This is a genomic window from Streptococcus sanguinis (assembly GCF_050234405.1).
Taxonomy (GTDB): domain Bacteria; phylum Bacillota; class Bacilli; order Lactobacillales; family Streptococcaceae; genus Streptococcus; species Streptococcus sanguinis_W.
In genome coordinates this window covers 1856514-1879859 of sequence record NZ_CP092117.1, presented here as the reverse complement: position 1 = coordinate 1879859, position 23346 = coordinate 1856514, and the positions used below count along the sequence as shown (strand labels likewise).

Annotated in this window: 26 protein-coding genes and 1 riboswitch; all 26 genes read left to right on the top strand. The window is 44.8% G+C overall.

What is annotated here, in order from left to right; translation table 11 throughout:
• Positions 1-36: 36 nt before the first annotated feature.
• The 26 genes from MFP28_RS09130 to MFP28_RS09005 all read left to right on the top strand — a co-directional run bounded on the left by MFP28_RS09130 (position 37) and on the right by MFP28_RS09005 (position 23345).
• Positions 37-471, top strand: a complete 435-nt coding sequence (locus MFP28_RS09130) for a EutP/PduV family microcompartment system protein (protein WP_080556523.1) — start codon at positions 37-39, stop codon at positions 469-471.
• 63 nt (positions 472-534) lie between these two features.
• Entirely contained in the window at positions 535-1629 is a 1095-nt protein-coding gene (cobD, locus tag MFP28_RS09125) for a threonine-phosphate decarboxylase CobD (RefSeq protein WP_002907146.1), read from the top strand.
• Positions 1622-2488: a hypothetical protein gene (locus tag MFP28_RS09120; protein ID WP_002907145.1), complete on the top strand. Its 867-nt coding sequence runs from the start codon at positions 1622-1624 to the stop codon at positions 2486-2488. Before cobD ends, MFP28_RS09120 begins: the two co-directional genes overlap by 8 nt.
• A gap of 1 nt (position 2489) precedes the next feature.
• Positions 2490-3557: a nicotinate-nucleotide--dimethylbenzimidazole phosphoribosyltransferase gene (cobT, locus tag MFP28_RS09115; RefSeq protein ID WP_002907144.1), complete on the top strand. Its 1068-nt coding sequence runs from the start codon at positions 2490-2492 to the stop codon at positions 3555-3557.
• A gap of 12 nt (positions 3558-3569) precedes the next feature.
• Positions 3570-4169 carry a cob(I)yrinic acid a,c-diamide adenosyltransferase gene (locus MFP28_RS09110; protein ID WP_002896396.1) on the top strand — a complete coding sequence of 200 codons (600 nt, stop codon included), beginning with the start codon at positions 3570-3572 and terminating at the stop codon, positions 4167-4169.
• Between the two features lie 260 nt (positions 4170-4429).
• Positions 4430-4578, bottom strand: a riboswitch (adenosylcobalamin (AdoCbl) riboswitch).
• A gap of 310 nt (positions 4579-4888) precedes the next feature.
• The gene (locus MFP28_RS09105; protein ID WP_002907143.1) at positions 4889-6031 is read left to right on the top strand and encodes a 1-propanol dehydrogenase PduQ; all 1143 of its coding nucleotides are present in this window, start codon (positions 4889-4891) and stop codon (positions 6029-6031) included.
• A gap of 96 nt (positions 6032-6127) precedes the next feature.
• Positions 6128-6472: a BMC domain-containing protein gene (locus tag MFP28_RS09100; protein WP_002907142.1), complete on the top strand. Its 345-nt coding sequence runs from the start codon at positions 6128-6130 to the stop codon at positions 6470-6472.
• 24 nt (positions 6473-6496) lie between these two features.
• Positions 6497-7072, top strand: a complete 576-nt coding sequence (locus MFP28_RS09095) for an ANTAR domain-containing response regulator (protein WP_002902510.1) — start codon at positions 6497-6499, stop codon at positions 7070-7072.
• On the top strand, positions 7072-8508 hold the full coding sequence (locus tag MFP28_RS09090; protein ID WP_002907141.1) for a PAS domain-containing sensor histidine kinase: 1437 nt from the start codon (positions 7072-7074) through the stop codon (positions 8506-8508). The genes MFP28_RS09095 and MFP28_RS09090 overlap by 1 nt, the downstream gene beginning before the upstream one ends.
• Before the next feature lie 113 nt (positions 8509-8621).
• Positions 8622-10055, top strand: coding sequence for an ethanolamine ammonia-lyase reactivating factor EutA (eutA, locus tag MFP28_RS09085; RefSeq protein WP_002907140.1), 1434 nt, complete (start codon positions 8622-8624; stop codon positions 10053-10055).
• Between the two features lie 31 nt (positions 10056-10086).
• A complete protein-coding gene (locus tag MFP28_RS09080) occupies positions 10087-11457 on the top strand; it encodes an ethanolamine ammonia-lyase subunit EutB (RefSeq protein ID WP_002907139.1) in 1371 nt (456 codons plus the stop codon).
• Between the two features lie 16 nt (positions 11458-11473).
• A complete protein-coding gene (gene eutC, locus MFP28_RS09075; protein ID WP_002898208.1) occupies positions 11474-12418 on the top strand; it encodes an ethanolamine ammonia-lyase subunit EutC in 945 nt (314 codons plus the stop codon).
• 15 nt (positions 12419-12433) lie between these two features.
• Positions 12434-13087 carry an ethanolamine utilization microcompartment protein EutL gene (gene eutL, locus MFP28_RS09070; RefSeq protein WP_009659835.1) on the top strand — a complete coding sequence of 218 codons (654 nt, stop codon included), beginning with the start codon at positions 12434-12436 and terminating at the stop codon, positions 13085-13087.
• Between the two features lie 15 nt (positions 13088-13102).
• Positions 13103-13666 carry a BMC domain-containing protein gene (locus tag MFP28_RS09065; protein ID WP_002907138.1) on the top strand — a complete coding sequence of 188 codons (564 nt, stop codon included), beginning with the start codon at positions 13103-13105 and terminating at the stop codon, positions 13664-13666.
• A 6-nt stretch (positions 13667-13672) separates the two neighbouring features.
• The gene (locus MFP28_RS09060) at positions 13673-15151 is read left to right on the top strand and encodes an acetaldehyde dehydrogenase (acetylating) (RefSeq protein ID WP_002896375.1); all 1479 of its coding nucleotides are present in this window, start codon (positions 13673-13675) and stop codon (positions 15149-15151) included.
• 34 nt (positions 15152-15185) lie between these two features.
• Positions 15186-15467 carry a propanediol utilization microcompartment protein PduA gene (gene pduA / locus MFP28_RS09055; protein WP_002896374.1) on the top strand — a complete coding sequence of 94 codons (282 nt, stop codon included), beginning with the start codon at positions 15186-15188 and terminating at the stop codon, positions 15465-15467.
• Between the two features lie 55 nt (positions 15468-15522).
• Complete coding sequence (pduA, locus tag MFP28_RS09050) at positions 15523-15798, top strand: propanediol utilization microcompartment protein PduA (RefSeq protein WP_002896373.1); 276 nt, start codon at positions 15523-15525, stop codon at positions 15796-15798.
• Positions 15799-15993: 195 nt separating this feature from the next.
• Positions 15994-16635 carry a hypothetical protein gene (locus MFP28_RS09045; RefSeq protein WP_002901058.1) on the top strand — a complete coding sequence of 214 codons (642 nt, stop codon included), beginning with the start codon at positions 15994-15996 and terminating at the stop codon, positions 16633-16635.
• A gap of 23 nt (positions 16636-16658) precedes the next feature.
• A complete protein-coding gene (gene eutD, locus MFP28_RS09040; protein ID WP_002896361.1) occupies positions 16659-17285 on the top strand; it encodes an ethanolamine utilization phosphate acetyltransferase EutD in 627 nt (208 codons plus the stop codon).
• A gap of 31 nt (positions 17286-17316) precedes the next feature.
• Entirely contained in the window at positions 17317-17964 is a 648-nt protein-coding gene (locus tag MFP28_RS09035) for a hypothetical protein (RefSeq protein WP_002907137.1), read from the top strand.
• A gap of 14 nt (positions 17965-17978) precedes the next feature.
• On the top strand, positions 17979-18260 hold the full coding sequence (locus tag MFP28_RS09030; RefSeq protein ID WP_002896356.1) for a EutN/CcmL family microcompartment protein: 282 nt from the start codon (positions 17979-17981) through the stop codon (positions 18258-18260).
• A 16-nt stretch (positions 18261-18276) separates the two neighbouring features.
• Positions 18277-19371, top strand: coding sequence for an ethanolamine utilization protein EutH (locus tag MFP28_RS09025; RefSeq protein ID WP_002907136.1), 1095 nt, complete (start codon positions 18277-18279; stop codon positions 19369-19371).
• A gap of 17 nt (positions 19372-19388) precedes the next feature.
• The gene (locus MFP28_RS09020; RefSeq protein ID WP_002898196.1) at positions 19389-19838 is read left to right on the top strand and encodes a cupin domain-containing protein; all 450 of its coding nucleotides are present in this window, start codon (positions 19389-19391) and stop codon (positions 19836-19838) included.
• Between the two features lie 412 nt (positions 19839-20250).
• Positions 20251-20982, top strand: a complete 732-nt coding sequence (pduB, locus tag MFP28_RS09015; RefSeq protein WP_260425614.1) for a propanediol utilization microcompartment protein PduB — start codon at positions 20251-20253, stop codon at positions 20980-20982.
• A 21-nt stretch (positions 20983-21003) separates the two neighbouring features.
• On the top strand, positions 21004-22665 hold the full coding sequence (locus MFP28_RS09010; RefSeq protein ID WP_002907135.1) for a propanediol/glycerol family dehydratase large subunit: 1662 nt from the start codon (positions 21004-21006) through the stop codon (positions 22663-22665).
• Positions 22666-22676: 11 nt separating this feature from the next.
• Positions 22677-23345 carry a propanediol/glycerol family dehydratase medium subunit gene (locus MFP28_RS09005; RefSeq protein WP_002898192.1) on the top strand — a complete coding sequence of 223 codons (669 nt, stop codon included), beginning with the start codon at positions 22677-22679 and terminating at the stop codon, positions 23343-23345.
• Position 23346 lies beyond the last annotated feature (1 nt).

The window sequence follows — 23346 nt, the reverse complement described above, 5'->3', positions numbered from 1 at the left end:
GCAGTTCCCTGTCATAGAGAGGAATGGATGCAAGATATGAAAAAAATCATGTTTGTCGGTCCGGTCGGAGTGGGTAAGACAACTCTGACTCAGCGACTGAAAGGCTTGGAGCTAAGCTACTTTAAGACTCAGGCTATTGAGTTCTATGATGCCATCATTGATACGCCCGGAGAATTTCTCCAGCATCGTAAGTATTATAATGCTCTGAACGTGACTGCAACGGAGGCTGATGTGATTGGTCTCTTGGTGGCGGCTTCCAATCAGATGCAGACCTTTCCTCAAGGCTTTTCTTCCCTCTTCAATAAAGAAGTGATTGGCATTGTCACCAAGATTGATATGGCTGATAAGGAAGAGCAGATTGAAAAAGCACGGCGGCAGCTGAAAGCGGCTGGAGCCAAGGAAATTTTTGAAATATCTGCGACGGAAAACGAAGGGATTGATAGTCTTCAGGCTTATCTGGAGTCAGACTAGGGATGAAAAGCCGAATATGGTATACTAGATTTTAACAAGGAAACGAGGAAGGAATGTCTATTTATGAAAGTAGAGCACGGTGGAAATGCGGCAGCTTTGGCTGAGGAATTTGGTTTTTCTCTAGAAGACTGTCTGGATTTCAGTGCCAATATCAACCCTTTGGGGATTTCTCCGCGGCTGAGGGCTTGTCTGACCGAGTCCATTGATTGGCTGGTTCATTATCCAGACATCAGCTACAGCCGCTCTAGAGAGCTTTTGGCACATCATCATGGCCTAGAAAAGAACAATGTCCTGCTGGCAAATGGTGCGGTAGAAGTCTTTTATGAGCTGGCCCGCTTCCTGCGTCCAAAAACGGTCCTGACTCTGAGCCCTACTTTCATGGAATATGAAAAAGCCTTCTTGCAAGTGCAGACCAAGGTGGAGCGCTTTAGCCTACCTTCTCCATCCTATGAGTGGAATCTAGCTGATATGATGCCAGCCTTGGATTTACTGACTGCAGGGGACGCTGTACTCATCTGCAATCCTAATAATCCGACGGGTACCTTGATTCGGCGTACTGATCTAGAAAAGCTGGCTGAGAAGCTGCAGGAGCGGCAAATCTTTTTGATACTGGATGAGGCTTTTATGGACTTTCTGGACGATGAGGAGGCTTTTAGCTTCGTTTCACGTCTGGCTGCCTATCCAAATGCAGTAGTGGTGCGGTCTCTGACTAAGTTTTATGCCATTCCTGGTCTGAGATTGGGCTATGCTCTCAGCTGTCATCCAACTTGCTTTGATGAAATAGAGGGGAGCCGCGCTCCTTGGTCGGTCAATGCCATGGCGGATCACGCCCTGCCTGTCCTTTTGGCGGACCAGACCTATCAGCAAGCTACCAAGGAGTGGCTTCGAGTAGAAAGAGACTTCCTTTTTCAAAGACTGACTGCATTTTCACAGATTCGGCCGGTCACGCCTAGTGTCAACTATATCTTCTTTGAGTATCTAGGTCGGCTGGACCTGCGTCAGGAGCTTCGGCAGAGAAAGATTTTTATCCGTTCCTGTCAAAATTATCATGATCTGACAGACCGGCATTACCGTATAGCCATCCGCAGCCATCAGGAAAATGAACATCTTCTGGCTTGCCTGACAGAGGTCTTGGCGAAAGAGGCTCCTTATGACTAAGGGAATCGTGTCCTGTCCAGGTTCCTGCGGTGAATTATTTCAAGGTTTAGTAGGAGAGCAGGAGGTCCTGCTCTCCTATGGGATTGAGAAGCGCAGTCGAGTGAGATTGGACGGGGCTTCGTCTCTCGCAAGACAAGCCCAAGGTGAAAAGGTAAGGCGAGCTTTGGAGCTCCTGCCTGAGTCCAATGCTTTCTCTTTTGTTCAGGAGTCAGACCTGCCTATCAGCAAGGGCTATTCTAGCAGCACAGCTGATATGATTAGCTGCCTGCAGGCGGCCTCTCTGGGGCAGAAGCAGCTTCTAAAAGCAGTGGATTTGACGCGTCTCTGTGCCAAGATTGAGCCTACTGACTCGGTGGCTTTTGCGAACTGGACGGTCATTGATCCCCTGACTGGTCAGGTGGTTTGGCAGACAGACTGGCGACCGGAGCTCTATGTCTATATCTTGGAGCCTGTGGAGATGGTGACTACTCTTGACTTGGTTCGGATGAAGGACAGTCCTAGCTATCCAGCTGAGGAGTCCAAACGCTTGCTTCCTCTCTTTCAGGAAGCTTGTCAGGAGAAGAGTCTGGAAAAACTTGGCCATTTGGCTAGCTATAGTGCTTTGTTGAATAACAAACGGCTGCCCAAGCCCTACCTGAAAGAATTGCTGGCTTTAATAAAAGAATACCAGTGTTTAGGCCTCAATGTTGCCCATAGTGGTACATTGGTTGGTCTGTTGCTGAGCGGGGAACAGCTAGAAGTCTTGCCTCAGTTAGAGGCTGAACTAGCTCGCTCAGCCTGTGGGGCTTATTATCAGACTCGGACCTTGAGCAGGATTATTTTTGAAGGGGTGCAGCCGGTCAGGGAGGAGACAGACTAGTTTGAAAGAATTAGAAAAAATTATTGAGCAGATTCTTCCGATAGACAGAGACAAACTTCAAGAAGGCCAGCGCTATTGTGATCAGCTAGGAAAGCCGCCAGGTTCCTTGGGAAAGCTCGAGACTATCTATGCTCGCTTGCATGCCATGTTTTCTGGTCCCATTGATTTGGAGAAGAAGATTGTCCTCGTCTACGTAGCGGATAATGGCATCGTGGCTGAAGGCGTTTCAGCCAATCCTCAGGAAACGACCTATACTGTTGCTCGTAATATTCTAGCGGGGAAGTCAGGCCTGTGCGCTATTTCCAAACATGCAGGTTCAGACATCTGCCTGGTAGACATTGGCTGCAAGAAAGATATCTTTGAGGAGAATGAGGATAAGGTTTGTCATGGGACGCGCAATATGCTAGAGGAGCCAGCCATGACTCGCGAGCAGGCTATAGCGGCAATTCTAGTCGGCTACAAGAAGACAGAGGCCTTGATCAAAGATGGCTATCGTCTCTTTGGAACTGGAGAAATGGGGATTGGCAACACCACGACCTCAGCTGCTGTCATTGCGGCAGTTCTCGGTCTTAAAGCAGAAGACGTCACAGGCTATGGAGCTGGTCTGACTCAGGATATGAAGACTCATAAAACTGCCGTTATCCAGCAGTGTTTGGATCGTCACGCTCCTTATGGAGATATTCTGGATCTGACCGCTAAGCTTGGTGGGCTAGATATGCTGTCTATGGCAGGCACTCATCTCGCTTGTGCCCACTATCAGCTGCCATGTGTAGTGGACGGTCTTATCTCTCTGACGGGGCTTTTGATTGCCCATCAGCTGACCCCTCATGTCTTGGACTATAGCTTTGCTTCCCATGCTTCGACGGAGCCTGCTTACAGACTGGTCAGTGACTTTCTAGGACTTGAGCCCATGCTTTTGCTGGACATGCGACTGGGTGAAGGCTCAGGCTGTCCTTTGGCTTTCTTTCTGCTGGAAAATGCTGTCTATACCATGGAGCATATGCCAACCTTTGCAGAAGGCAGTTTGAAAGAAGAAGATTATGTTGATATTCGCAAAAATGTGACTTAAAGGAGGAAAAATATGCAACTCTATACAAAAACAGGTGACAAGGGCTTGACCAAGCTAGTTGGCGGTCAAAGTGTCGCCAAGGATGCAGAACGAGTTAATGCTTACGGAACCATTGATGAGCTTAACTCTTGGATTGGTTATACTATTACCAAGCTGGACAAGGATGATAAGCTGAGAGATGAGCTGCTCCAGCTACAGCATTATCTCTTTGACTGTGGTTCAGACCTCTCTACTCCTAAGGGAGTTTACCCTTATAAGGTCGATCAGCAGCTGATTGACTGGATTGAGGAGAGGATTGATACCTACGCAGAAATTCCACCGGCTCTGGAAAGGTTTATCCTGCCAGGCGGTGACGAGATTGCTTCCATGATTCATGTGGCTCGGACCATTGCAAGACGGGCAGAGCGTCATATCGTAGGGGCCATGTGGACTACGGAAATTAACAATAATGTCCTGATTTTTGTCAATCGTCTATCAGATTATTTCTTTGCCTTGGCTCGAGTAATCAACTTTACTAAAAACCAAGAAGACATCGCCTATGAAAGAGGTGCTAAGGTCTTCCACAATATCACCAAGGCAGATGTTGAGCGTTGGGCAAGCAAACGCCAGTGACAAAAAGAAACAGAAAAAGTTCTGTCTTTCCCAATTGACTCCTACTGAGTCTTGGAAGGACAGAACTTATTTTGATATTCTAAAAAAGAAAGCCGCCTATACATCATCGTATCTTCATGCTAAGCTTCGTTGATTAGCACTAGCTTTCCAATTATTGACTCTGCTCCTTTGCAGAAAGACAAGTGAAACCTCATCTTTAGAAAATTAACGTACTTAAACGTAGAGTCAATAATGGAAACTAAGCTAAAATGTTTGTTCCAAACTGACATCACTACCTTACATCGAGGCATGAAATCTACTAAAATTTAAGAATAAAGACCTGACTTAAAGCTGAAAAGCTTATCACAGTGGCGGGACCGCGCTGGATTTGCACCAGACTTCCATATCCTTAAAAGTACTAAAATCAATTTCCTAGTAACTAGATTGTAACACCTTTCACAGGGAATTACAAGGAAAATGAACTAAATTTTAATAAAAATTTAATTCTTCAAATAAGCTTGGCTTTGTAAGGAGATGCGGCACTAAAAACTTCTTATATTAATGACTTTTTTATTGCCTTGAAAGCGCTTTTGTGTTATAATTCAATATAGTACAAAGGGGTACTGAAGATAAATAAGCAATGAAGCTATATGAAAATGCTGTGACGTGTGTAGGGGAGCAGTCTTATTTTCATATAGTTTCTTTTTGTTTAAAAATAGATACAACAGAAAGGAGAAAAGATGTATAAGATTTCCTATAAGACTGAATTGCATGTGGGCAAGGGCGCTCTGCAGCAATTAAGCCATTATAAAAACGAGCATATTCTAGTCGTTGCCGATCCTTTTTTGAAGACATCTGGCACGTTGGATGCCATTTTAGCCAACTTTGATGACAGCAATGACATTGTTGTTTTCACAGACATTATGCCTGATCCGCCAATCGAAACGGTTGTGGCTGGTATCAAGAGTGCAGGAGACAAGCCAATCAGCATTGTGCTTTCTATTGGTGGCGGCTCTGCTATTGATGCTTCCAAGGCTATGTACTATTTTGCTAAGAAACAGGGCGCCTTCTCCGAGGCTATTCTCATCGCCATCCCGACGACAAGCGGAACTGGATCTGAAGTAACGTCCTTTTCTGTCATCACGGATGCAGAGAGAGGTACTAAATATCCCTTAGTGACCAAAGAAATCCTTCCGGATGTTGCGATCTTAGATGCGGATTTGGTTCTGTCACTTCCTGGTAACATTACGGCTGACACTGGAATGGATGTACTGACCCATGCCATTGAAGCTTATGTATCGACCAAGGCTACGGACTTCTCTGATGCCTTGGCTGAAAAGGCAATCAAGCTGGTCTTTGAATACCTGCCTAAAGCCTACAAAAATGGTCAGGATGTAGAAGCGCGTGAAAAGATGCATGCAGCATCCACTCTGGCTGGTATGGCCTTTAACACAGCTTCTTTGGGTATCAATCACAGTCTGGCACATGCGGCAGGAGCTAAGTTCCATGTACCTCATGGTCGTTTAAACAGTATTTTAATGCCCCATGTCATTCAGTATAATGCTGGTATCGAATTCAACAATCGGAACCGGCAGGCGACAGACAAGACTGTAGCAAGTCGCTATCAGGATATTGCCAAACTACTGGGATGCAGTGCTTCAAGTCCTGTGTCAGGAGTAAGACAGCTGGTTGAAGCCATCAAGAAACTGCAAAGAAAGCTGGAGATGCCAACTTCTCTAAGAGAATATGGTGTGAAAGCAGATGCTTTTGCTCAGTACAAGGTAGAAATTTCAGAAGCTGCTCTGCATGATGGCTGTACTCCGACTAACCCTCGCGTTCCTACGGCAGAAGAACTGCTTAAAGTATTAGAGAAAGCGTTTTAATCCTCTGAATTGCTGTTATGCCAAAATTATTGTATAATGTTTAAGAGCATGCAGTACACTTCTGAAGGTTTAAAATCATGAAGAAGGTTTACTAAATTGGAAGAAAAACAAAGAATGATACAGGAATACGTTCCTGGGAAACAAGTGACCTTAGCGCACCTTATCGCTAATCCTGACGAAGTCATTTTTGAAAAATTGGGATTGCAGGCAGAAATCAAGGATGCGATTGGAATCTTGACGATCACTCCGAGTGAAGCGGCTATCATTGCAGTTGATATTGCGACCAAGGCTGCAGATGTTCAAGTTGGTTTTGTGGATCGTTTCAGCGGCTCTGTCGTGATGACAGGTGACGTTTGTTCTGTTGAGGCAGCTCTCATTGCCGTTTTACAAGGTCTGGAAGAGATTTTGGGCTTCTCCAGCACTGTCGTAACACGGACATAAAAAATCAAACTGTCGAGGGGAAGTATGAAAGGCAGAATACTAATTGTTGATGATGATCCAATTGTAAGATTAGATATCCGAAATATATTAGAGGCAGCTGATTATGAAGTGGTGGCTGAGGCATCCGATGGCTTTGAGGCTATTGATTTGTGTCAGAAATATCGTTGTGACTTGGTCATGATGGACATCAAGCTTCCGCTTCTGGATGGCCTGACAGCGGGTAAGAAAATACTCGAAGATGCTTTAGCCTACAGTGTGATTCTACTGTCAGCCTACAGTGATGAACACTATGTTCAAAAAGCTAAAACCAATGGGATTAGTGCTTACTTGGTTAAACCTTTGGATGCCAAGTCCTTGATTCCAATGGTAGAGGTCTGCATTGAGAAGGGCCGCCAGCTTCAGCAGATGTCCAATGAAATGGTCAAGCTGTCGAAAAAGATAGACGATCGGATTGTGATTGAAAAGGCTAAAGGCTTGCTGATGGCTCGTGATCATTTGTCAGAGCCAGAAGCTTTCAAGCGCATTCGGACAATTAGTATGCAAAAGAGAGTGCCGATGATTGAGATTGCTAAATTGCTGGTGCTCCAAGATGATGTGTAATGATGTATAAAGATAAGATAAAGCAGCTTTGTCAGGAACAGACAAATTTGGATGAGGCTGATATCGAGCATCTTGTCCAACAGGCTGACGAATTATTGAAAAACTCAGCTTATGCTAATGAAGATGTCTTCATTGACGTAAAGAATATCTTTTCGGAACATGCCATTGTCATCTTTCACAAAAAACCGGAAAGCAAGCTCAGCTTGTACGAAAACTCGGTCGTAGGTGCTATGGCTTACCTGGAAAATGAGCCAGGTGTTATCCGGACCTTGGAGACGGGCGCTCCCTCGATTGGGCTTTCGGCCAGATCGCAGGAGGGCTTAGCCATCCACCAGACGGTCTTTCCGATAGTGAGAGAAGAGCGCGTCATCGGAACGCTGATTATCGAAAAAAATGCTCCTCAGACTTTACCGGACCACTTTTCTTTGGATAAAGAGGACGGCGGTTTTGGGTTGCGAAGCACTCCTGAGATTTCAGCTCAAGAGCAGTTTGTTTTATTTGATCATATTGACGAAGCTTGTCTGGTCTTTGACCAGCAAGGCTATCTCAAGTATTTCAATCAAGCAGCTGCCGATTCTTATCGCCATAAGCTGGGCTATATGGACTCGATTGAGGGAATGCACTATAGCAATCTGGTCTTAGACAGTCTGACTTTTGAAGAAATCCAGCAACTGGGACCGCAAGCCCCTCAAGAAAAACCTCACCAAGTTGAGGTACATTATGGCACTTATTGCTTTTTGGTCAAACGCTATCTGCTGGCTGAGAGTGAAAATGTGGTCATGATCTGTAAGGATATTACAGACATCAAGGAAAAGGAAGCGCAGCTCTTAACCCATACAACTACCATTCGTGAAATGAACCATCGGGTAAAGAATAACTTGCAAACCGTTGTTTCCTTGCTGCGACTACAGGCTCAGCAAAGTCCAGGAGCAGACACCAAAAAAGCTCTTAATGACAGTATGAATCGTGTGCTCTCCATAGCGGCGACTCACGAGCTCCTGTCTTCTCAGCAGGATGACAGCATTCAGATTGAGCATCTGCTGAAGAGAGTTATCGAAAATGTTCAGCGTTGTTTTTCCGGGCATAGGGAAATAACCCTTACCTATAGCCTGGAACCGGAACTCTGTCTCGATAGCAGCCGGGCCACTTCACTGGCGCTAATCGTCAATGAATTACTGCAGAACAGCTATGAACATGCTTTTAAGGACAAAAAAAATCCAGAAAAACCGCAAATCCGTTTGCAGGTTGGACTTAAAAATGATATAATAACTTTAAAAGTACTGGATAATGGTAGCGGTTACAATCAAGAGCACACCTTTGAAAATCATCTGGGTCTACTCTTGGTGGAGCGTTTTGTCCAAGGAAAGTTGTTTGGAACCTTGTCTATCCACTCAGACTGTGAGGGGACGACAACGACCATTCGTTTTAAAAAATAAATACTACCAGACTAACAATGATGTCAGTCGAAAAAAGCAATGACGCTTGAAGAATGTAAATGAACTCCGTTTGTTTGCATTGCTTTGAGCGTCTTTTTTTGGAGGTTTTTAGTATGTCAGATAAAATTTTGAGTGTGGGGCTCGATATCGGGACAGCCACTACACAGCTGATCTTGTCAGAGCTTACCATCGAGAATATTGCTTCTGTGTTTACTATTCCTCGTGTCTATATTACAGATAAAAAAGTTCTTTATAAAAGTGAGATTATCTTCACACCAATTTCGGATCAACTTTTGATCGAGGTAGATAAGATCAAAAACTTTGTTCTGAATGAGTATGCGAAAGCAGGCATTCAGAAAAAAGATATTCAGATGGGGGCAGTCATCATTACTGGTGAGACGGCTCGCAAGGAAAATGCCAGTCAGGTGCTCCAAGCACTGAGTGGCTACGCTGGTGACTTTGTCGTTGCGACGGCTGGGCCAGACCTTGAGAGTATCATCGCTGGTAAAGGGGCCTGCAGTCATCAGTATTCTCAAGAGCATCATACATCAGTCGTCAATATTGATATTGGTGGGGGGACTTCCAATCTGGCAGTCTTCCGAGAAGGAGATGTGATTGATACAGGGTGTTTTGATATCGGAGGTCGGCTGATAAAGATGGATCCGCAGACCCAGCGGATTAGCTATATTGCTCCAAAACTGCAGACTATCATTGCAGAGCAGGGGCTTCAGCTGGCAGTTGGTGAAACAGTCCATCGGGCTGATTTGGATCGACTGATTCAAGAAATGGTCTCCGTATTAGAACAGTCTGTAGGAATTGACAATCACAGTCCTTACTATGATCTCCTACAGACCAACCACGGTCTCAAGTTGAACTATGATCTCCACTGCGTATCTTTCTCTGGTGGTGTAGCTGATGGAATATACTTGGAAACGACCTCGGCGGATGATTTCCGCTATGGGGATATCGGTATCTTGCTAGGCAGGGCGCTGAGCAAATCCAAGATTTTTGATCAAAAGAAAGTCATCCAGTCAGCTGAGACCATCCGGGCAACCGTTGTTGGAGCGGGCAGCCATACGACCGATGTCAGCGGCAGTACCATTACCTACATCTCCGATATCCTCCCTATTAAGAACATTCCAGTTCTCAAACTGGCTGCTTCTGATGAGCATGAGGATAAGGAGGGACTGCAGCAGATTATCAGGGACAAGGTGGCCTGGTTCACACTGGAAAATGAAGTCCAGCAGGTGGCTTTGGCTATCAATGGAGAAAAAAGCCCAAGCTTCGCCCGGGTTTTGGAATACGCAGAGGCTATTGTCAAGGGAATGAGCGAAAGCATTGAAAAGAAAATTCCGTTGCTAGTGGTGGTCAGAGAAGATATGGCCAAGGTTCTAGGCCAATGTCTCTTTGCTCAATTGCCTAAGGATTATCCATTTGTCTGCATTGACTCAGTGGATGTTCAAAATGGCGACTATATCGATATTGGTAATCCAGTCATTGAAGGATCGGTTTTACCGATTGTCGTGAAAACATTGGTGTTTAATTAAACTTTTATTTACACTAAGGAGGAAGTAATCCATGATTTTGAAAACAAAATTGTTTGGTCGGCTTTACGAATTTAAATCCGTAAAAGAAGTGCTGGCCAAAGCCAATGAGTACAAATCCGGGGATCAGCTAGCCGGAGTAGCAGCAGAATCTGCCGAAGAGCGTGTCGCTGCTAAGGTTGTACTAGCTCAGCTAAAACTGTCTGATTTGTTCAATAATCCGGTAGTGCCTTATGAAGAAGATGAGGTAACACGGATTATCATCGACGACGTCAATCTTCGTACTTACGAAAAGATTAAGAACTGGACAGTAGAAGAGCTGCGTGAATGGATCTTGGATAACAAGACTAAGAACGTAGATATTCAGTGGCTGTCTCGTGGGTTGACTTCTGAAATGGTAGCAGCAGTTGCTAAGTTGATGACTAACTTGGACTTGATTGTAGCTGCCAATAAGATTGTCATTACCAAACATGCCAATACAACGATTGGTATGCCGGGAACCTTCTCTTCTCGTCTTCAACCAAACCATACCACAGATGATCCAGACGGTATCATGGCTTCTACTATGGAAGGTTTTGCTTATGGATGTGGGGATGCTCTCTTAGGATTGAACCCAGTAGATGACTCAGTAGAAAGTACCAAACGCGTCTTGCATAAGTTTAACGACTTCATCGAAGAGTACAAGATTCCAACTCAGCACTGTGTGCTAGCTCACGTCACTACTCAGATTGAAGCCATGAATCAAGGTGCTCCGACAGGATTGGTCTTCCAGTCTATCGCTGGTTCTGAAAAAGGGAATGAAGCCTTTGGTTTTGATGCTAAAATCATTCAAGAAGCTTGGGATACAGCTCTGAAAGTGGGAACAGCTGCTGGACCGAATGTCATGTACTTTGAAACAGGTCAAGGTTCTGAACTTTCATCTGATGCTCACCATGGAGCAGACCAAGTGACTATGGAAGCTCGTTGTTATGGCTTCGCTAAACGCTTTGATCCATTCTTGGTAAATACCGTTGTTGGATTCATCGGACCTGAGTATCTCTACGATTCTAAGCAGGTTATCCGCGCTGGTTTGGAAGACCACTTCATGGGCAAACTGACCGGTATCTCAATGGGGTGTGATATTTGTTACACCAACCACATGAAGGCTGACCAAAACGATGCTGAAAATCTCTTGGTTCTTCTCGGAGCAGCTAATGTTAACTACATCATGGCGATTCCTCATGGTGACGATATCATGCTTAACTATCAAACAACTGGTTACCATGAAACAGCAACCATGCGTTCACTTCTCAATAAACGTCCGATCAAGGAATTTGAAGAGTGGATGGAAAAGATGGGCTTGATGGAAGATGGCCACCTGACAGAAATCGGCGGCGACGGCTCCATCTTTATGAGATCAAATTAGCAAGGAGGAAATCATTGTGGATGAATTGCAATTAAAAGAAATGATTCGCTCATTGTTAAATGAGATGGGCGGTGCCTCAGCTGCTAAAGAAACGGTAGCAACTGAACAAAATAAAGCTGAAAATCCTCCTGTTCCGGAGGAAGCTGAACCTGCGGTTTCTCTGCAGGAAGAAGTCAAACAAGACACTTCAGTGATTGAAGATGGCATCATTCCGGATATAACGGAAGTAGATATTCAGGAGCAGTTCTTGGTTCCAAATGCCATCAATGAGGAAGCCTACCGGAAGATTAAGAAATTTACTCCGGCACGTCTGGGCTTATGGCGGGCAGGTGATCGCTACAAGACACAAAGTGTTTTGCGTTTCCGTGCAGACCATGCGGCAGCTCAGGATGCGGTCTTCTCCTATGTCTCAGATGACTTTATCAAGGAAATGGGCTTCATTCCTGTACAGACTAAGGCAACTACTAAAGATGAATACTTGACACGTCCAGATTTTGGCCGGTTCTTCCCTGAAGATCAGCAGGCGATTATCAAAGAAAAATGCAAACCTAATGCCAAAGTTCAGATTGTCGTTGGTGATGGTCTTAGCTCATCAGCTATCGAAGCTAACGTCAAAGACTTCCTGCCAGCTCTGAAGCAAGGTCTGAAAATGTTCGGACTGGACTTTGGTGAAGTGCTCTTTATCAAGCATGCTCGGGTTGCAGCTATGGACCAAATCGCAGAGCTGACTGGAGCGGAAGTTGTCTGTATGCTGGTCGGTGAGCGTCCAGGTCTGGTAACAGCTGAGTCCATGAGTGCTTATCTGGCTTACAAGCCAACAGTTGGTATGCCAGAAGCGAAACGGACCGTTGTTTCCAATATTCATAAAGGCGGAACACCAGCCGTTGAAGCTGGAGCCTATGTAGCAGAAATCATTAAGAAGATTCTTGATAATAAGAAATCAGGAATTGATTTGAAATAATAGGAGGTAGTGGCTTTGAAAAATGATCGATTAGGTGCAAATGTATTAAGTGCCCTTCTGATTTCAAACGTGGATGCAGGTTTGGCAGCTTCTTTGGAGCTTAAACCACATCACAGAAGCCTGGGTATAATCACTTCTGACTGTGATGATGTCACTTATGTGGCCTTGGATGAAGCAACCAAGGCAGCAGATGTTGAAGTAGTCTATGCTCGCAGTATGTATGCTGGTGCAGGTAACGCTTCGACTAAGCTGGCTGGTGAAGTCATCGGTATCTTGGCTGGTCCAAACCCAGAAGAAGTTCGCAGCGGTCTGGATGTAGCAGTCTATGAAATCGAAAATGGGGCTAGCTTCTACAGTGCCAATGATGATGACAGTATTCCTTATTTTGCACATTGTATCTCTCGTGCAGGTTCTTACCTGTCAGAAGGGGCTAATGCAGAAGAAGGAACAGCAATTGCTTACTTGATTGCTCCACCAGGTGAAGCAATGGTGGCATTGGATGCGGCTTTGAAAGCGGCAGACGTGCAAGTTGGAGCTTTCTACGGACCACCGAGTGAAACCAACTTTGCCGGCGGACTTCTGGTCGGATCACAGTCAGCCTGCCGAGCTGCCTGCGACGCATTTGCGAATGCAGTTATCGCAGTAGCAAATGATCCTAAAAGTTATTGATTAGGAGTTGATTAAATGGCAGATAGAGCACTAGGTTTAATTGAAGTAAAAGGTTATCTAGGTGCTGTAGTTGCGGCAGATGCGGCTTTGAAGGCTGCCAATGTATCATTGCTTAATATTGAAACGGTCAAAGCTGGTTTGAACACGGTTCAATTGATAGGCGATGTCAGTGCAGTCCGCTCAGCGGTTGATGCGGCAGTTGAGTTGGTACAGGATAAACCTTACTATCTGGCCAGCCATGTAATTTCTAGGTTGGATAACCAGACAGACCTTCTCTTTGTACCAAAGAGAAATAGTAAAACAGCTAAAAAAGAGATTGCTTCTACGGCGGAAACAATCCTTTCAGAAAAAATCGAAGAAAAGCCTCAGCCTGTAAAGGAAACTAAGGCTGAACCAGCAAAGAAGCTTGAAGGAGAGACAAGGACCTACACCAGAGAAGAACTGGAAAAACTAAAAGTCGTCGAACTACGCAGCCTTGCCTATCATCAAGAAGGTATCCGTCTCAGCAAGAAAGAAATCAAATTTGCTAACAAGAAACTTCTCGTTGAGACTTTGATGGAAACAATAGGAGAGGAGTAATTGCGGATGTTTTTAGAAGATAAAGATTTGGTATCGATTCAGGAAGTAAGGAATTTGATTCGGGATGCAAAGAAAGCCCAAGCAGAACTTGCTAAAATGAGCCAAGAGCAAATTGATACCATTGTAAAAGTAGTAGCGAAAGCTTGTTATGATGAGCGTGAACGTCTAGCGAAGATGGCAGCTCAGGAAACAGGCTTTGGCCGCTGGGAAGACAAGGTATTGAAAAATGCTCTTGCTTCCAAAGGTATTCTTGAAGAAATCAAGGATATGAAAACGGTTGGAGTTCTCAGCGAAGACAAGGAAAAGAAAGTCTTGGAAGTTGGGGTTCCAGTCGGTGTCATTGCTGGCTTGATTCCATCAACCAACCCGACCTCAACAGTTATGTATAAAGCTTTGATCGCTTTGAAGGCAGGAAATAGTATCGTCTTCTCTCCTCACCCAAATGCTCTTAAGAGTATTGAGGAAACGGTGGAAATCATCAAGAAAGCTGCTAAGTCAGCTGGATGTCCGGATGGAGCCATCAGTGCGATTCATCGAGTATCCATCGCAGCTACAAATGAGTTGATGCGACACAAGGATACAAATCTGATTTTGGCGACTGGCGGAAATGCCATGGTCAAAGCAGCATACTCATCTGGTACACCAGCAATCGGTGTAGGTCCTGGTAATGGTCCAGCCTTCATCGAAAGAACAGCAGATGTGCCAAAAGCAGTTCGTCAGATTTTGGATTCTAAAACCTTTGACAATGGTGTGATTTGTGCATCTGAGCAGTCTATCATCGTCGAAGAAGATATGAAGGAAAAGGTTGTAGCAGAGTTCAAGAAACAAGGTGCTTACTTTGTTCCAGCAGAAGATGCTAAGAAACTAGGTTCCTTCATTATCCAGCCGAGTGGCGCAATGAATCCGAAGATGGTTGGTAAAACACCTCAGGTGATTGCTGAGTTAGCTGGTATTTCAGTTCCAGCTGATGCTCGGGTCTTGATTGCAGAAGAAACAGGCGTCGGCAAGCAGTATCCATATTCTATGGAAAAACTGGCTCCAGTCCTAGGTTTCTACACTGTCAAGGACTGGTTGGAAGCTTGTGAGTTGAGCATTAAGATTTTGCATCACGAAGGTGCAGGCCACACTCTTGCTATCCACAGTCAAAACGAAGAAATTATTCGTGAATTTGCACTGAAAAAACCAGTATCTCGTCTGCTGATCAATACGCCAGCAGCTCTGGGTGGTGTCGGTGCAACGACTGGTCTCTTCCCAGCCTTTACTTTGGGTTGTGGAGCTGTGGGAGGCAGCGCGACATCTGATAATGTCAGCCCGCTCAATCTCTTCAATATCCGTCGTGTAGCTTACGGTACATCAGAACTGTCAGACCTGCGACAAGCAGAAAATATGGCAGTGGAAGAACCAAAAGCAGTAGCAGTTGACGGATCAAACGAAGAAGAACTGGTAACCTTGTTGGTTCAACGCGTATTGGAAAAACTAAAATAGTCAATATTAAACATTATAATTGGAGGATACAATCATGGCAAACGCAAATGCATTAGGAATGGTAGAAACAAAAGGACTCGTCGGCGCAATTGAAGCAGCTGATGCAATGGTCAAAGCCGCTAACGTAACTTTGATTGGTAAAGAACAAGTCGGAGCTGGTTTGGTAACTGTAATGGTTCGTGGTGATGTCGGTGCAGTCAAAGCAGCGACAGATGCTGGAGCAGCTGCAGCTGAAAACGTTGGTGAATTGATTTCAGTTCACGTAATTCCACGTCCACATGCTGAAGTAGAAGTAATCTTGCCTCATCAAGAATAAGATTACAGACTTTCGGATAAAATTAAAAACAAGAAAATAATTGGAGGAAATAAACATGGCAAACGCAAATGCATTAGGAATGGTAGAAACAAAAGGACTCGTCGGCGCAATTGAAGCAGCTGATGCAATGGTCAAAGCCGCTAACGTAACTTTGATTGGTAAAGAACAAGTCGGAGCTGGTTTGGTAACTGTAATGGTTCGTGGTGATGTCGGTGCAGTCAAAGCTGCAACAGATGCTGGAGCAGCTGCAGCTGAAAATGTTGGTGAATTGATTTCAGTTCACGTAATTCCACGTCCACATGCTGAAGTGGAAGTCATTCTGCCCAAATAATCTGGGACAGATAAATATTTGCTGAAAGGGCCTGTATTGTAGCGTTTAGGCCTGATACAGGCCCTGAGGTAAATAGAATACTCAGTGAAAATGAAGCTTATGAGCAGCAGCTCGATACTAGACAGAAATGTTGATTTTCGGAGAGTATCAGATTGATTTTCACAGAGTATCAACGGAGTAGAAGGATGTGAATACATGTCAGTTTTTACAGAAGCTAAGATTAGAAAGCTTTATAGAGAATCCGTTCTCGCTGATAACGGTGTCTTTGAATTAAACAAAGATGAAAAACTGACGCCAGCAGCCAGAGGTTTTCTCAATGATCACCATATTCGAATTATCTGTTCAGGTCAGACCAAAGGGAAAACAGCTTCAGCTGCTGATGCTATCAGGGTGCCGATTACAAACCTTGAGGACTCTGCTGTGTATCCACGACTATTTAGACTGACTAAACTTTATACTTGCTTTTTGAAGAACCAGAGAGAATTGCATCAGGCTTTTCAGGATGAAAAGTGTGAGCAAGTTGGCCAACTATTGAACATAGTAGAACAAATCGTCGGCCATCATATTCTGGATGATATTTCTGATTACCAGACAGACCTGCCTAGCAATGCAGAATTGCAGGCCATTCGGGTCAGTCGACAGCTCGATCAAGAAACGGTTATGATGAGTTATCAAGAACCGACTTGGCAGCTGAATTGCTATGAAACATATATCGAAACGACCCTCCTGCGCAAAGAATTGGAGCAGGCTGCTGATGGTGACAGAGATCAATTTGCTTGTAAGGTTTCTCAATTATTAAAATCAATTGAAGTCTTGCTCTGGTTGATAGCAAGCTAATAACAAGAGAAAGAAGAACAGCAATGACTTTAGAAAATTTGGTAAATAAAGTAATTGATAAAGTTCAGGAAGAATTGCAGGGGTCATTTGAGGTAGAAGCGAGCGGACGTCATGTCCATTTGAGTCAGGAAGATTTGGAAGCCTTGTTTGGTCCCAACTATCAATTAACAAAAGCAAAAGACCTATCACAGCCAGGCCAGTTCGCTAGTCAGGAAAGGCTGACAGTTGTCGGTCCAAAAGGCGCTTTTCACAATGTGGTTATTCTGGGACCTGTTCGCAAACATTCTCAGGTAGAAGTTTCCCTGACCGATTGTTTGCAGCTGGGCACCAAGGCTCCCATTCGCGAAAGTGGCGATATCGAAGGAACACCGGGTGTCATCTTGGCTCATGGGGACAAGGCAGTTTGTCTGGATAAGGGCCTGATTGTAGCTAAGCGTCATGTTCATATGACACCGGAAGATGCCGAACGTCTGAATGTAAAAAATCACGAGATTGTACAAGTCAGAGTAGAAGGTGCTCGTCCGCTGATATTTGATGATGTGGTCATCCGTGTTAGTCCCAAGTTTGCGACCTATATGCATATCGACTACGATGAAGCCAATGCATGTGGTTTCAAAAAAGGAACACGCGGACGGATTATTAAAAAATAAGTCGTATGAGCAAATAAAAGGTAGGTAAAGAATGGAAAATCTAGATCATTTAGTAGATTTGATTACAGACCGCCTGATGGAAAAGTTGAAGAAAAAGCCTCAGAAACCCTCAGTATACGTCATTGGAGGCGATAAGATTCCTGACTTATTAGAAGGGGAAGGCTTTCAAGTCGTAAGAGATTCTTGCGCAGCAGAGATTATTGTTGTCGAGACACTTGGCTTTGATGCTTTTCTGAGACTCTCATCCCTTTGCCCTTTAGCGGTAGAGGAAGCAGTCATTTTAAAGAGTCTTTTGAAAGGCAAAAAAGTCCTCGTGTCAGACAGCGCCTTTGCTGTTCAGCAGTACAAGCAATCTTCTAAAGTGCACTTGTATCAGGAACTGCAGGGACAGCGCGAAAAGCTGATCCGCTACGGTCTGCAATTTTATAAAGAAGGCCAACTCTTAGCACTCCTAGAAAGCAATCATGCTGAAGAGCCTCGTCCGACTGAAAAGCGGGCGGTGACAGAAGAAGTCAGTCAGAAGGCTAAGGATCCGAGCAAGCCGGTTTTGCTTACAGAGAAGAGGCTGAGAGAAATGGGCTTACCTGAAAATGGAAGCTTTAAAATAGAAAAAGGAATGATTGTGACAGCCTTGGCGAGAGATTATCTAAAACGTCAAAAAATAGAAATCATAGAATAAAGGAGTGGGTAGAGATGTTTGTTGGTAAAGTAAAAGGAAGCCTTTGGGCGACTAGAAAAGACGAAAATTTAAATGGTTTGAAATTTTTAGTGGTCGAACGGCAGCTAAATGAACATCAAAGTGACCCAGCTCTGCTTATTGTGGCCGACTGCATCGGTGCAGGCGAAGGAGACCAAGTAATGGTAACCACTGGCAGTTCTGCCCGGATGAGCCTAAATAAGACGAATATCCCTGTGGATATGGTCGTTGTGGCTATCATTGACAAGGTTGACTATCACAGTGATGAAGAATATTAGAAACTAAGGTAATGTTATGAGTATCAATGAAATTATCATTTATATCATGGTTCTATTCATGCTAATCGGTGCAGTGGATAAATGTATCGGTGGCAAACTAGGACTAAGTGAAAAATTTGAAGAAGGTATCATGGCTATGGGAGCTTTGGCTCTTTCTATGGCTGGGATTATGGTAATCGCTCCCCTCTTGGCGGATGTCTTGAAACCAATTGTCGTGCCTTTGTATGGCTTGGTGGGCGCTGACCCGTCTATCTTTGCGACAACCTTCATTGCCAATGATATGGGAGGAGCTCCTCTGGCTCTTAGTTTGGCTCAGGATCCAGCGGTAGGAAATTTTGCTGCCTTTGTACTGGGCTCTATGATGGGGCCAACCATCGTCTTTACAATTCCAGTTGCCTTGGGTATTATCGAAAAAGATGACCGTCCGCTTTTGGCTCGCGGAATCCTATACGGTTTGGTAACTGTTCCGATTGGCTGTCTTCTTGGAGGAATTTTTGTGCCTGGTCTGCCTTTTGGAACCTTGATTGTCAATCTTATCCCGATTATCATTGTATCTGCTCTGATTTTCATAGGATTGCTTTTGGCACCTAATGCCATGATTAAAGGTTTTGAAGTGTTTGGTCAGATTATTGTTATCTTGGCAACGCTCGGTTTGGCTTTTGGTGCAGCGCAGCTTCTGACTGGAAATGAATGGCTCATCAGCCTCTATCCAAAAGGTGCTGAGACACTGAAGGAAGCCTTTGAAGTTGTCGGAACGATTGCCGTAACCTTGGCTGGAGCCTTTGGTCTGGTAGCTGTCTTTACCAAGGTAGCCAACAAACCGCTTTCTGCTATCGGAAAATCCCTAGGAATGAACGAAGTTGGTGCAGCTGGTTTGGTAGCTTCTCTGGCTAATAACATTGCCATGTTCCAGATGATGAAGGATATGGACAAACGCGGTAAGATTATTAACGTAGCCTTTGCCGTATCTGCTTCCTTTGTTATCGGAGATCACCTAGGCTTCACAGCTGGTCAAAAACCGGAAATGATTGTGCCGATGATGATTGGTAAATTTGTCGGCGGTATCACAGCGGTATTACTGGCTTTCTTCTTAACGAAGAAGGAAGCTTAGACTTGGAGGTATGAAGTATGGCAGATATTAATCGTTCTGACCTAGAAACATTGGTTCGTAAGATTTTATTGGAAGAATTAGCCACTAAAGATGGTGGGAAAAAAGTCAGCAAGGCAGGCGTAGCTTCTATCGCCCTGCCTGGTCTGGATGTTCGTCCAGAAGATCGCTTGGATACAGGTGATTCGAGCCATCAAGTTTATACACGAGACTTGCTGACCTTAGACGAAAGCCCAAGATTGGGCTTGGGTCTGATGACCATGGAAAAGACAACTTTCCCTTGGCATCTGGACTATGATGAAGTGGACTATGTTATTGAAGGGCGTCTTGATATTATCGTTGGTGACGAAGTCATGACAGCTGGCCCTGGCGAAGTACTCTTTATCCCTAAAGGCAGCGACATTCAGTTCTCTGTCAGAGATAAGGCCCGCTTTATCTATGTCACCTATCCGGCTGACTGGCAAGGCTAGTTTGTTGGATGCTGGAACTATCGGATTTACTAGAATGGCAGGACAGCGGCCTGCTGTCCTGCCATTCTGTAATGATGGAAAATAAAAAAACAGATAGAAGATGAGCAACCCTGCGAAAAGTTTATCATCTGTTATCTGTCTCTGCGATTGTTATTTTTGAAGGGAAAGGCCTGTCAAGTATATTTCTTGTAGGCTTAGCTTGGCATTCCTAAAAAAGTTGGTTAGGCTCTTTTTGAGAATGCAGAATTTTTTCCTTTATAAAAAACAACCATACTCATTCTAACAGAAAACCTTAGAATAATCTATTCTTTTGACCCGAAAAAAGTAAAAAAATGGAATCAGAAAGAGGCGTATAGTTATGGTGCTCCCCTTATCTGATTTCCTTATTCCCTAAAATTGTAAGCGCTTCAAAATATATGTCAGCGAAAGGAGCTGTCTTATGGAAAACAAATGCAATATTACAGAATTTGTCGGTGTTAATCCGATAGGCGATACAATTGGACTTGTCATTGCCAATGTGGACCAGCAGGTGCTGGATGCTATGAAGCTAGAAAAGAGCTATCGCTCAATTGGTGTAGTCGGTGCTCGTACCGGTGCAGGTCCTCATATCATGGCTGCTGATGAAGCGGTCAAAGCAACCAATACAGAAATTGTTAAAATCGAATTACCTCGTGATACTAAGGGCGGTGCTGGACACGGAAGTTTGATTATCTTCGGTGGTGAAGATGTATCAGATGTCAGACGAGCTGTGGAAGTAACCTTGAAGGAAGTGGATCGAACCTTTGGTGATGTTTATGCTAATGATGCAGGGCATATTGAACTCCAGTATACTGCGCGTGCTAGCTATGCTTGTCAGACTGCCTTTGGTGCTGAATACGGCCGTGCTTTTGGCTTGATTGTCGGAGCACCTGCAGCCATTGGTGTTGTCATGGCAGATACAGCTGTCAAGGCTGCCAACGTTACTGTTGTCGGCTATGCTTCTCCAGGAAATGGTGGCACCAGCCACTCAAACGAAGCCATCCTCTTTATCAGTGGGGATTCTGGAGCAGTTAGACAATCAGTTATCTCAGCGCGTGAAGTTGGACTAGCACTTTTAGGCAGTATGGGTGACGAGCCAACCAACTCACAGCCATCTTACATTTAAGAGTGAGAGGGAGGAAACGGTATGAGATCCAAACGTTTTGAAGTATTAAGCGAACGCCCTATCAACCAAGATGGATTTGTAAAAGAATGGGTTGAAGAAGGTTTGATAGCTATGGAAAGCCCCAATGACCCTAAACCCAGTATCAAAATTCAAAATGGGAAAGTGGTTGAGTTAGACGGCAAACCAAAAGAAGAATTTGACCTGATTGACCAGTTCATTGCCAACTACGGGATTGACCTGAGTCGAGCTGAAGAAGTTATTCAGATGGACTCAAGAGAGATTGCCAATAAAATATTGACACCGAATGTGCCTCGGACAGAAATCATCAAGCTGACCAAGGCCATGACTCCGGCTAAAATCATTGAAGTAGTCAATCAGATGAATGTCGTGGAAATCATGATGTGTCTGCAAAAGATGCGGACCCGTAAGCAAACAGCTACGCAAGCCCACGTCACTAACGTCAATGATAATCCAGTTCAGATTGCTGCAGATGCAGCTGAAGGAGCCCTGCGTGGTTTTGCAGAGCAGGAAACAACGGTTGCCGTAGTGCGTTACGCTCCTTTTAATGCCCTGTCTCTGATGATTGGCTCCCAAGTGGGCCGTCCTGGGGTACTGACTCAGTGCTCCTTGGAAGAAGCGACAGAACTAGAATTTGGTATGCGTGGCTTTACGGCCTATGCTGAGACCATCTCTGTTTATGGTACAGAAGATGTCTTCACTGATGGAGATGATACACCTTGGTCCAAGGCCTTTCTGGCTTCAGCCTATGCCTCTCGTGGACTTAAGATGCGCTTCACTTCCGGTACAGGGTCTGAAGTGCAGATGGGACAAGCCGAAGGCAAGTCCATGCTCTATCTGGAAGCTCGCTGTCTCTATGTAACAAAAGCAGCTGGGGTTCAAGGAACTCAGAATGGATCAGTAAGCTGTATCGGTATTCCAGCAGCTGTTCCGAGTGGTATTCGGGCGGTCGTTGCTGAAAACTTGATTGCCAGCATGCTGGATTTGGAATGTGCTTCATCAAACGACCAAACCTTTACTCACTCAGACTTACGTCGCTCCGTTCGGACTTTGATGCAGTTTGCGCCAGGTACAGACTTTATCAACTCTGGCTACTCTGCTACGCCAAACTATGACAATATGTTTGCCGGCTCTAACTGGGATGCGGAAGACTTTGACGACTACAATGTCTTGCAACGTGACCTGCGGGTAGACGGTGGTCTTCGTCCTGTACGTGAAGAGGAAGTTGTGAAGGTTCGGAACAAGGCAGCACGCGTTATGCAAGCACTTTTCAAAGGCTTGGGCCTGCCGCCAATTACCGACGAAGAAGTCGAAGCAGCGACCTATGCTCATGGCTCTAAAGATATGCCAGAGCGGGATAAGGTTGAAGACATCAAGGCTGCTCAGGGTATTCTGGAACGCGGAGTTCAAGGGGCTGATTTGATCAAAGCCTTGGCTAATAATGGCTTCCCAGAAGTTGCCAATGAGCTGCTCAATTTGTTCAAGCAACGTGTAGCAGGGGATTTCCTGCAAACATCTGCTATCTTTGATCGAGATTGGAATGTTATTTCAGCGGTGAATTCACCGAATGACTATGTTGGTGTCGGTACAGGCCATCGTCTGGTCGGCGAAGAATGGGAAAAAGTCAAAGACATTCCTAAAGCGATTGACCCGCGTGATGTATAGGAGGAGCTAAGATGACAGAGATAAATGAAACTTTACTGCGCTCCATTATTGCAGAAGTGATGAAAGAGATGAGCGTCAATACCAACGAAACAGCTGCTGAAACAAGCGAAAAGCCTGTCACAAAGCCTGTGTCCAATGAAAAAGCTGTCATCCGTACAGTTGGTGTGGCTAAACCTAGCCAGTCAACGGATGAAGTCGTTATTGCAGTTGGACCTGCCTTTGGAGAACAGCAGGTGAAGACGATGGTGGACATTCCTCATACGGAAGTACTGCGTCAGCTGGTGGCTGGTATCGAAGAAGAAGGGCTCAAGGCTCGCATTGTCAAGGTCTATCGTTCTTCTGACGTTGCCTTTGTAGCAGTAGAAGGAGACCACTTGTCTGGTTCTGGCATTTCTATCGGTGTTCAGTCTAAGGGAACAACGGTTATTCACCAACGTGATTTGCCACCGCTCAGTAATCTGGAACTCTTCCCGCAGGCACCTTTGTTAACTCCTGAAACCTATCGTTTGATTGGTAAAAATGCTGCTAAGTATGCCAAGGGTGAAACACCAAATCCGGTGCCAACCCTTAACGACCAAATGGCTCGTCCTAAGTATCAGGCCTACTCAGCCTTGCTGCATATCAAGGAAACGAAACTGGTTAAAAGAGGAAAACCAGCTGATGAATGTCAGGTGATTTGAT

What these genes read in the sequence shown, in the direction of transcription:
- MFP28_RS09130 (WP_080556523.1), top strand. Translation starts at nt 37, where the DNA reads ATGAAAAAAATCATGTTTGTCGGTCCGGTCGGAGTGGGTAAGACAACT.
- cobD (WP_002907146.1), top strand. Translation starts at nt 535, where the DNA reads ATGAAAGTAGAGCACGGTGGAAATGCGGCAGCTTTGGCTGAGGAATTT.
- MFP28_RS09120 (WP_002907145.1), top strand. Translation starts at nt 1,622, where the DNA reads ATGACTAAGGGAATCGTGTCCTGTCCAGGTTCCTGCGGTGAATTATTT.
- MFP28_RS09110 (WP_002896396.1), top strand. Translation starts at nt 3,570, where the DNA reads ATGCAACTCTATACAAAAACAGGTGACAAGGGCTTGACCAAGCTAGTT.
- MFP28_RS09105 (WP_002907143.1), top strand. Translation starts at nt 4,889, where the DNA reads ATGTATAAGATTTCCTATAAGACTGAATTGCATGTGGGCAAGGGCGCT.
- MFP28_RS09095 (WP_002902510.1), top strand. Translation starts at nt 6,497, where the DNA reads ATGAAAGGCAGAATACTAATTGTTGATGATGATCCAATTGTAAGATTA.
- MFP28_RS09090 (WP_002907141.1), top strand. Translation starts at nt 7,072, where the DNA reads ATGATGTATAAAGATAAGATAAAGCAGCTTTGTCAGGAACAGACAAAT.
- eutA (WP_002907140.1), top strand. Translation starts at nt 8,622, where the DNA reads ATGTCAGATAAAATTTTGAGTGTGGGGCTCGATATCGGGACAGCCACT.
- MFP28_RS09080 (WP_002907139.1), top strand. Translation starts at nt 10,087, where the DNA reads ATGATTTTGAAAACAAAATTGTTTGGTCGGCTTTACGAATTTAAATCC.
- MFP28_RS09065 (WP_002907138.1), top strand. Translation starts at nt 13,103, where the DNA reads ATGGCAGATAGAGCACTAGGTTTAATTGAAGTAAAAGGTTATCTAGGT.
- MFP28_RS09060 (WP_002896375.1), top strand. Translation starts at nt 13,673, where the DNA reads ATGTTTTTAGAAGATAAAGATTTGGTATCGATTCAGGAAGTAAGGAAT.
- pduA (WP_002896374.1), top strand. Translation starts at nt 15,186, where the DNA reads ATGGCAAACGCAAATGCATTAGGAATGGTAGAAACAAAAGGACTCGTC.
- pduA (WP_002896373.1), top strand. Translation starts at nt 15,523, where the DNA reads ATGGCAAACGCAAATGCATTAGGAATGGTAGAAACAAAAGGACTCGTC.
- MFP28_RS09045 (WP_002901058.1), top strand. Translation starts at nt 15,994, where the DNA reads ATGTCAGTTTTTACAGAAGCTAAGATTAGAAAGCTTTATAGAGAATCC.
- eutD (WP_002896361.1), top strand. Translation starts at nt 16,659, where the DNA reads ATGACTTTAGAAAATTTGGTAAATAAAGTAATTGATAAAGTTCAGGAA.
- MFP28_RS09035 (WP_002907137.1), top strand. Translation starts at nt 17,317, where the DNA reads ATGGAAAATCTAGATCATTTAGTAGATTTGATTACAGACCGCCTGATG.
- MFP28_RS09030 (WP_002896356.1), top strand. Translation starts at nt 17,979, where the DNA reads ATGTTTGTTGGTAAAGTAAAAGGAAGCCTTTGGGCGACTAGAAAAGAC.
- MFP28_RS09025 (WP_002907136.1), top strand. Translation starts at nt 18,277, where the DNA reads ATGAGTATCAATGAAATTATCATTTATATCATGGTTCTATTCATGCTA.
- MFP28_RS09020 (WP_002898196.1), top strand. Translation starts at nt 19,389, where the DNA reads ATGGCAGATATTAATCGTTCTGACCTAGAAACATTGGTTCGTAAGATT.
- MFP28_RS09010 (WP_002907135.1), top strand. Translation starts at nt 21,004, where the DNA reads ATGAGATCCAAACGTTTTGAAGTATTAAGCGAACGCCCTATCAACCAA.
- MFP28_RS09005 (WP_002898192.1), top strand. Translation starts at nt 22,677, where the DNA reads ATGACAGAGATAAATGAAACTTTACTGCGCTCCATTATTGCAGAAGTG.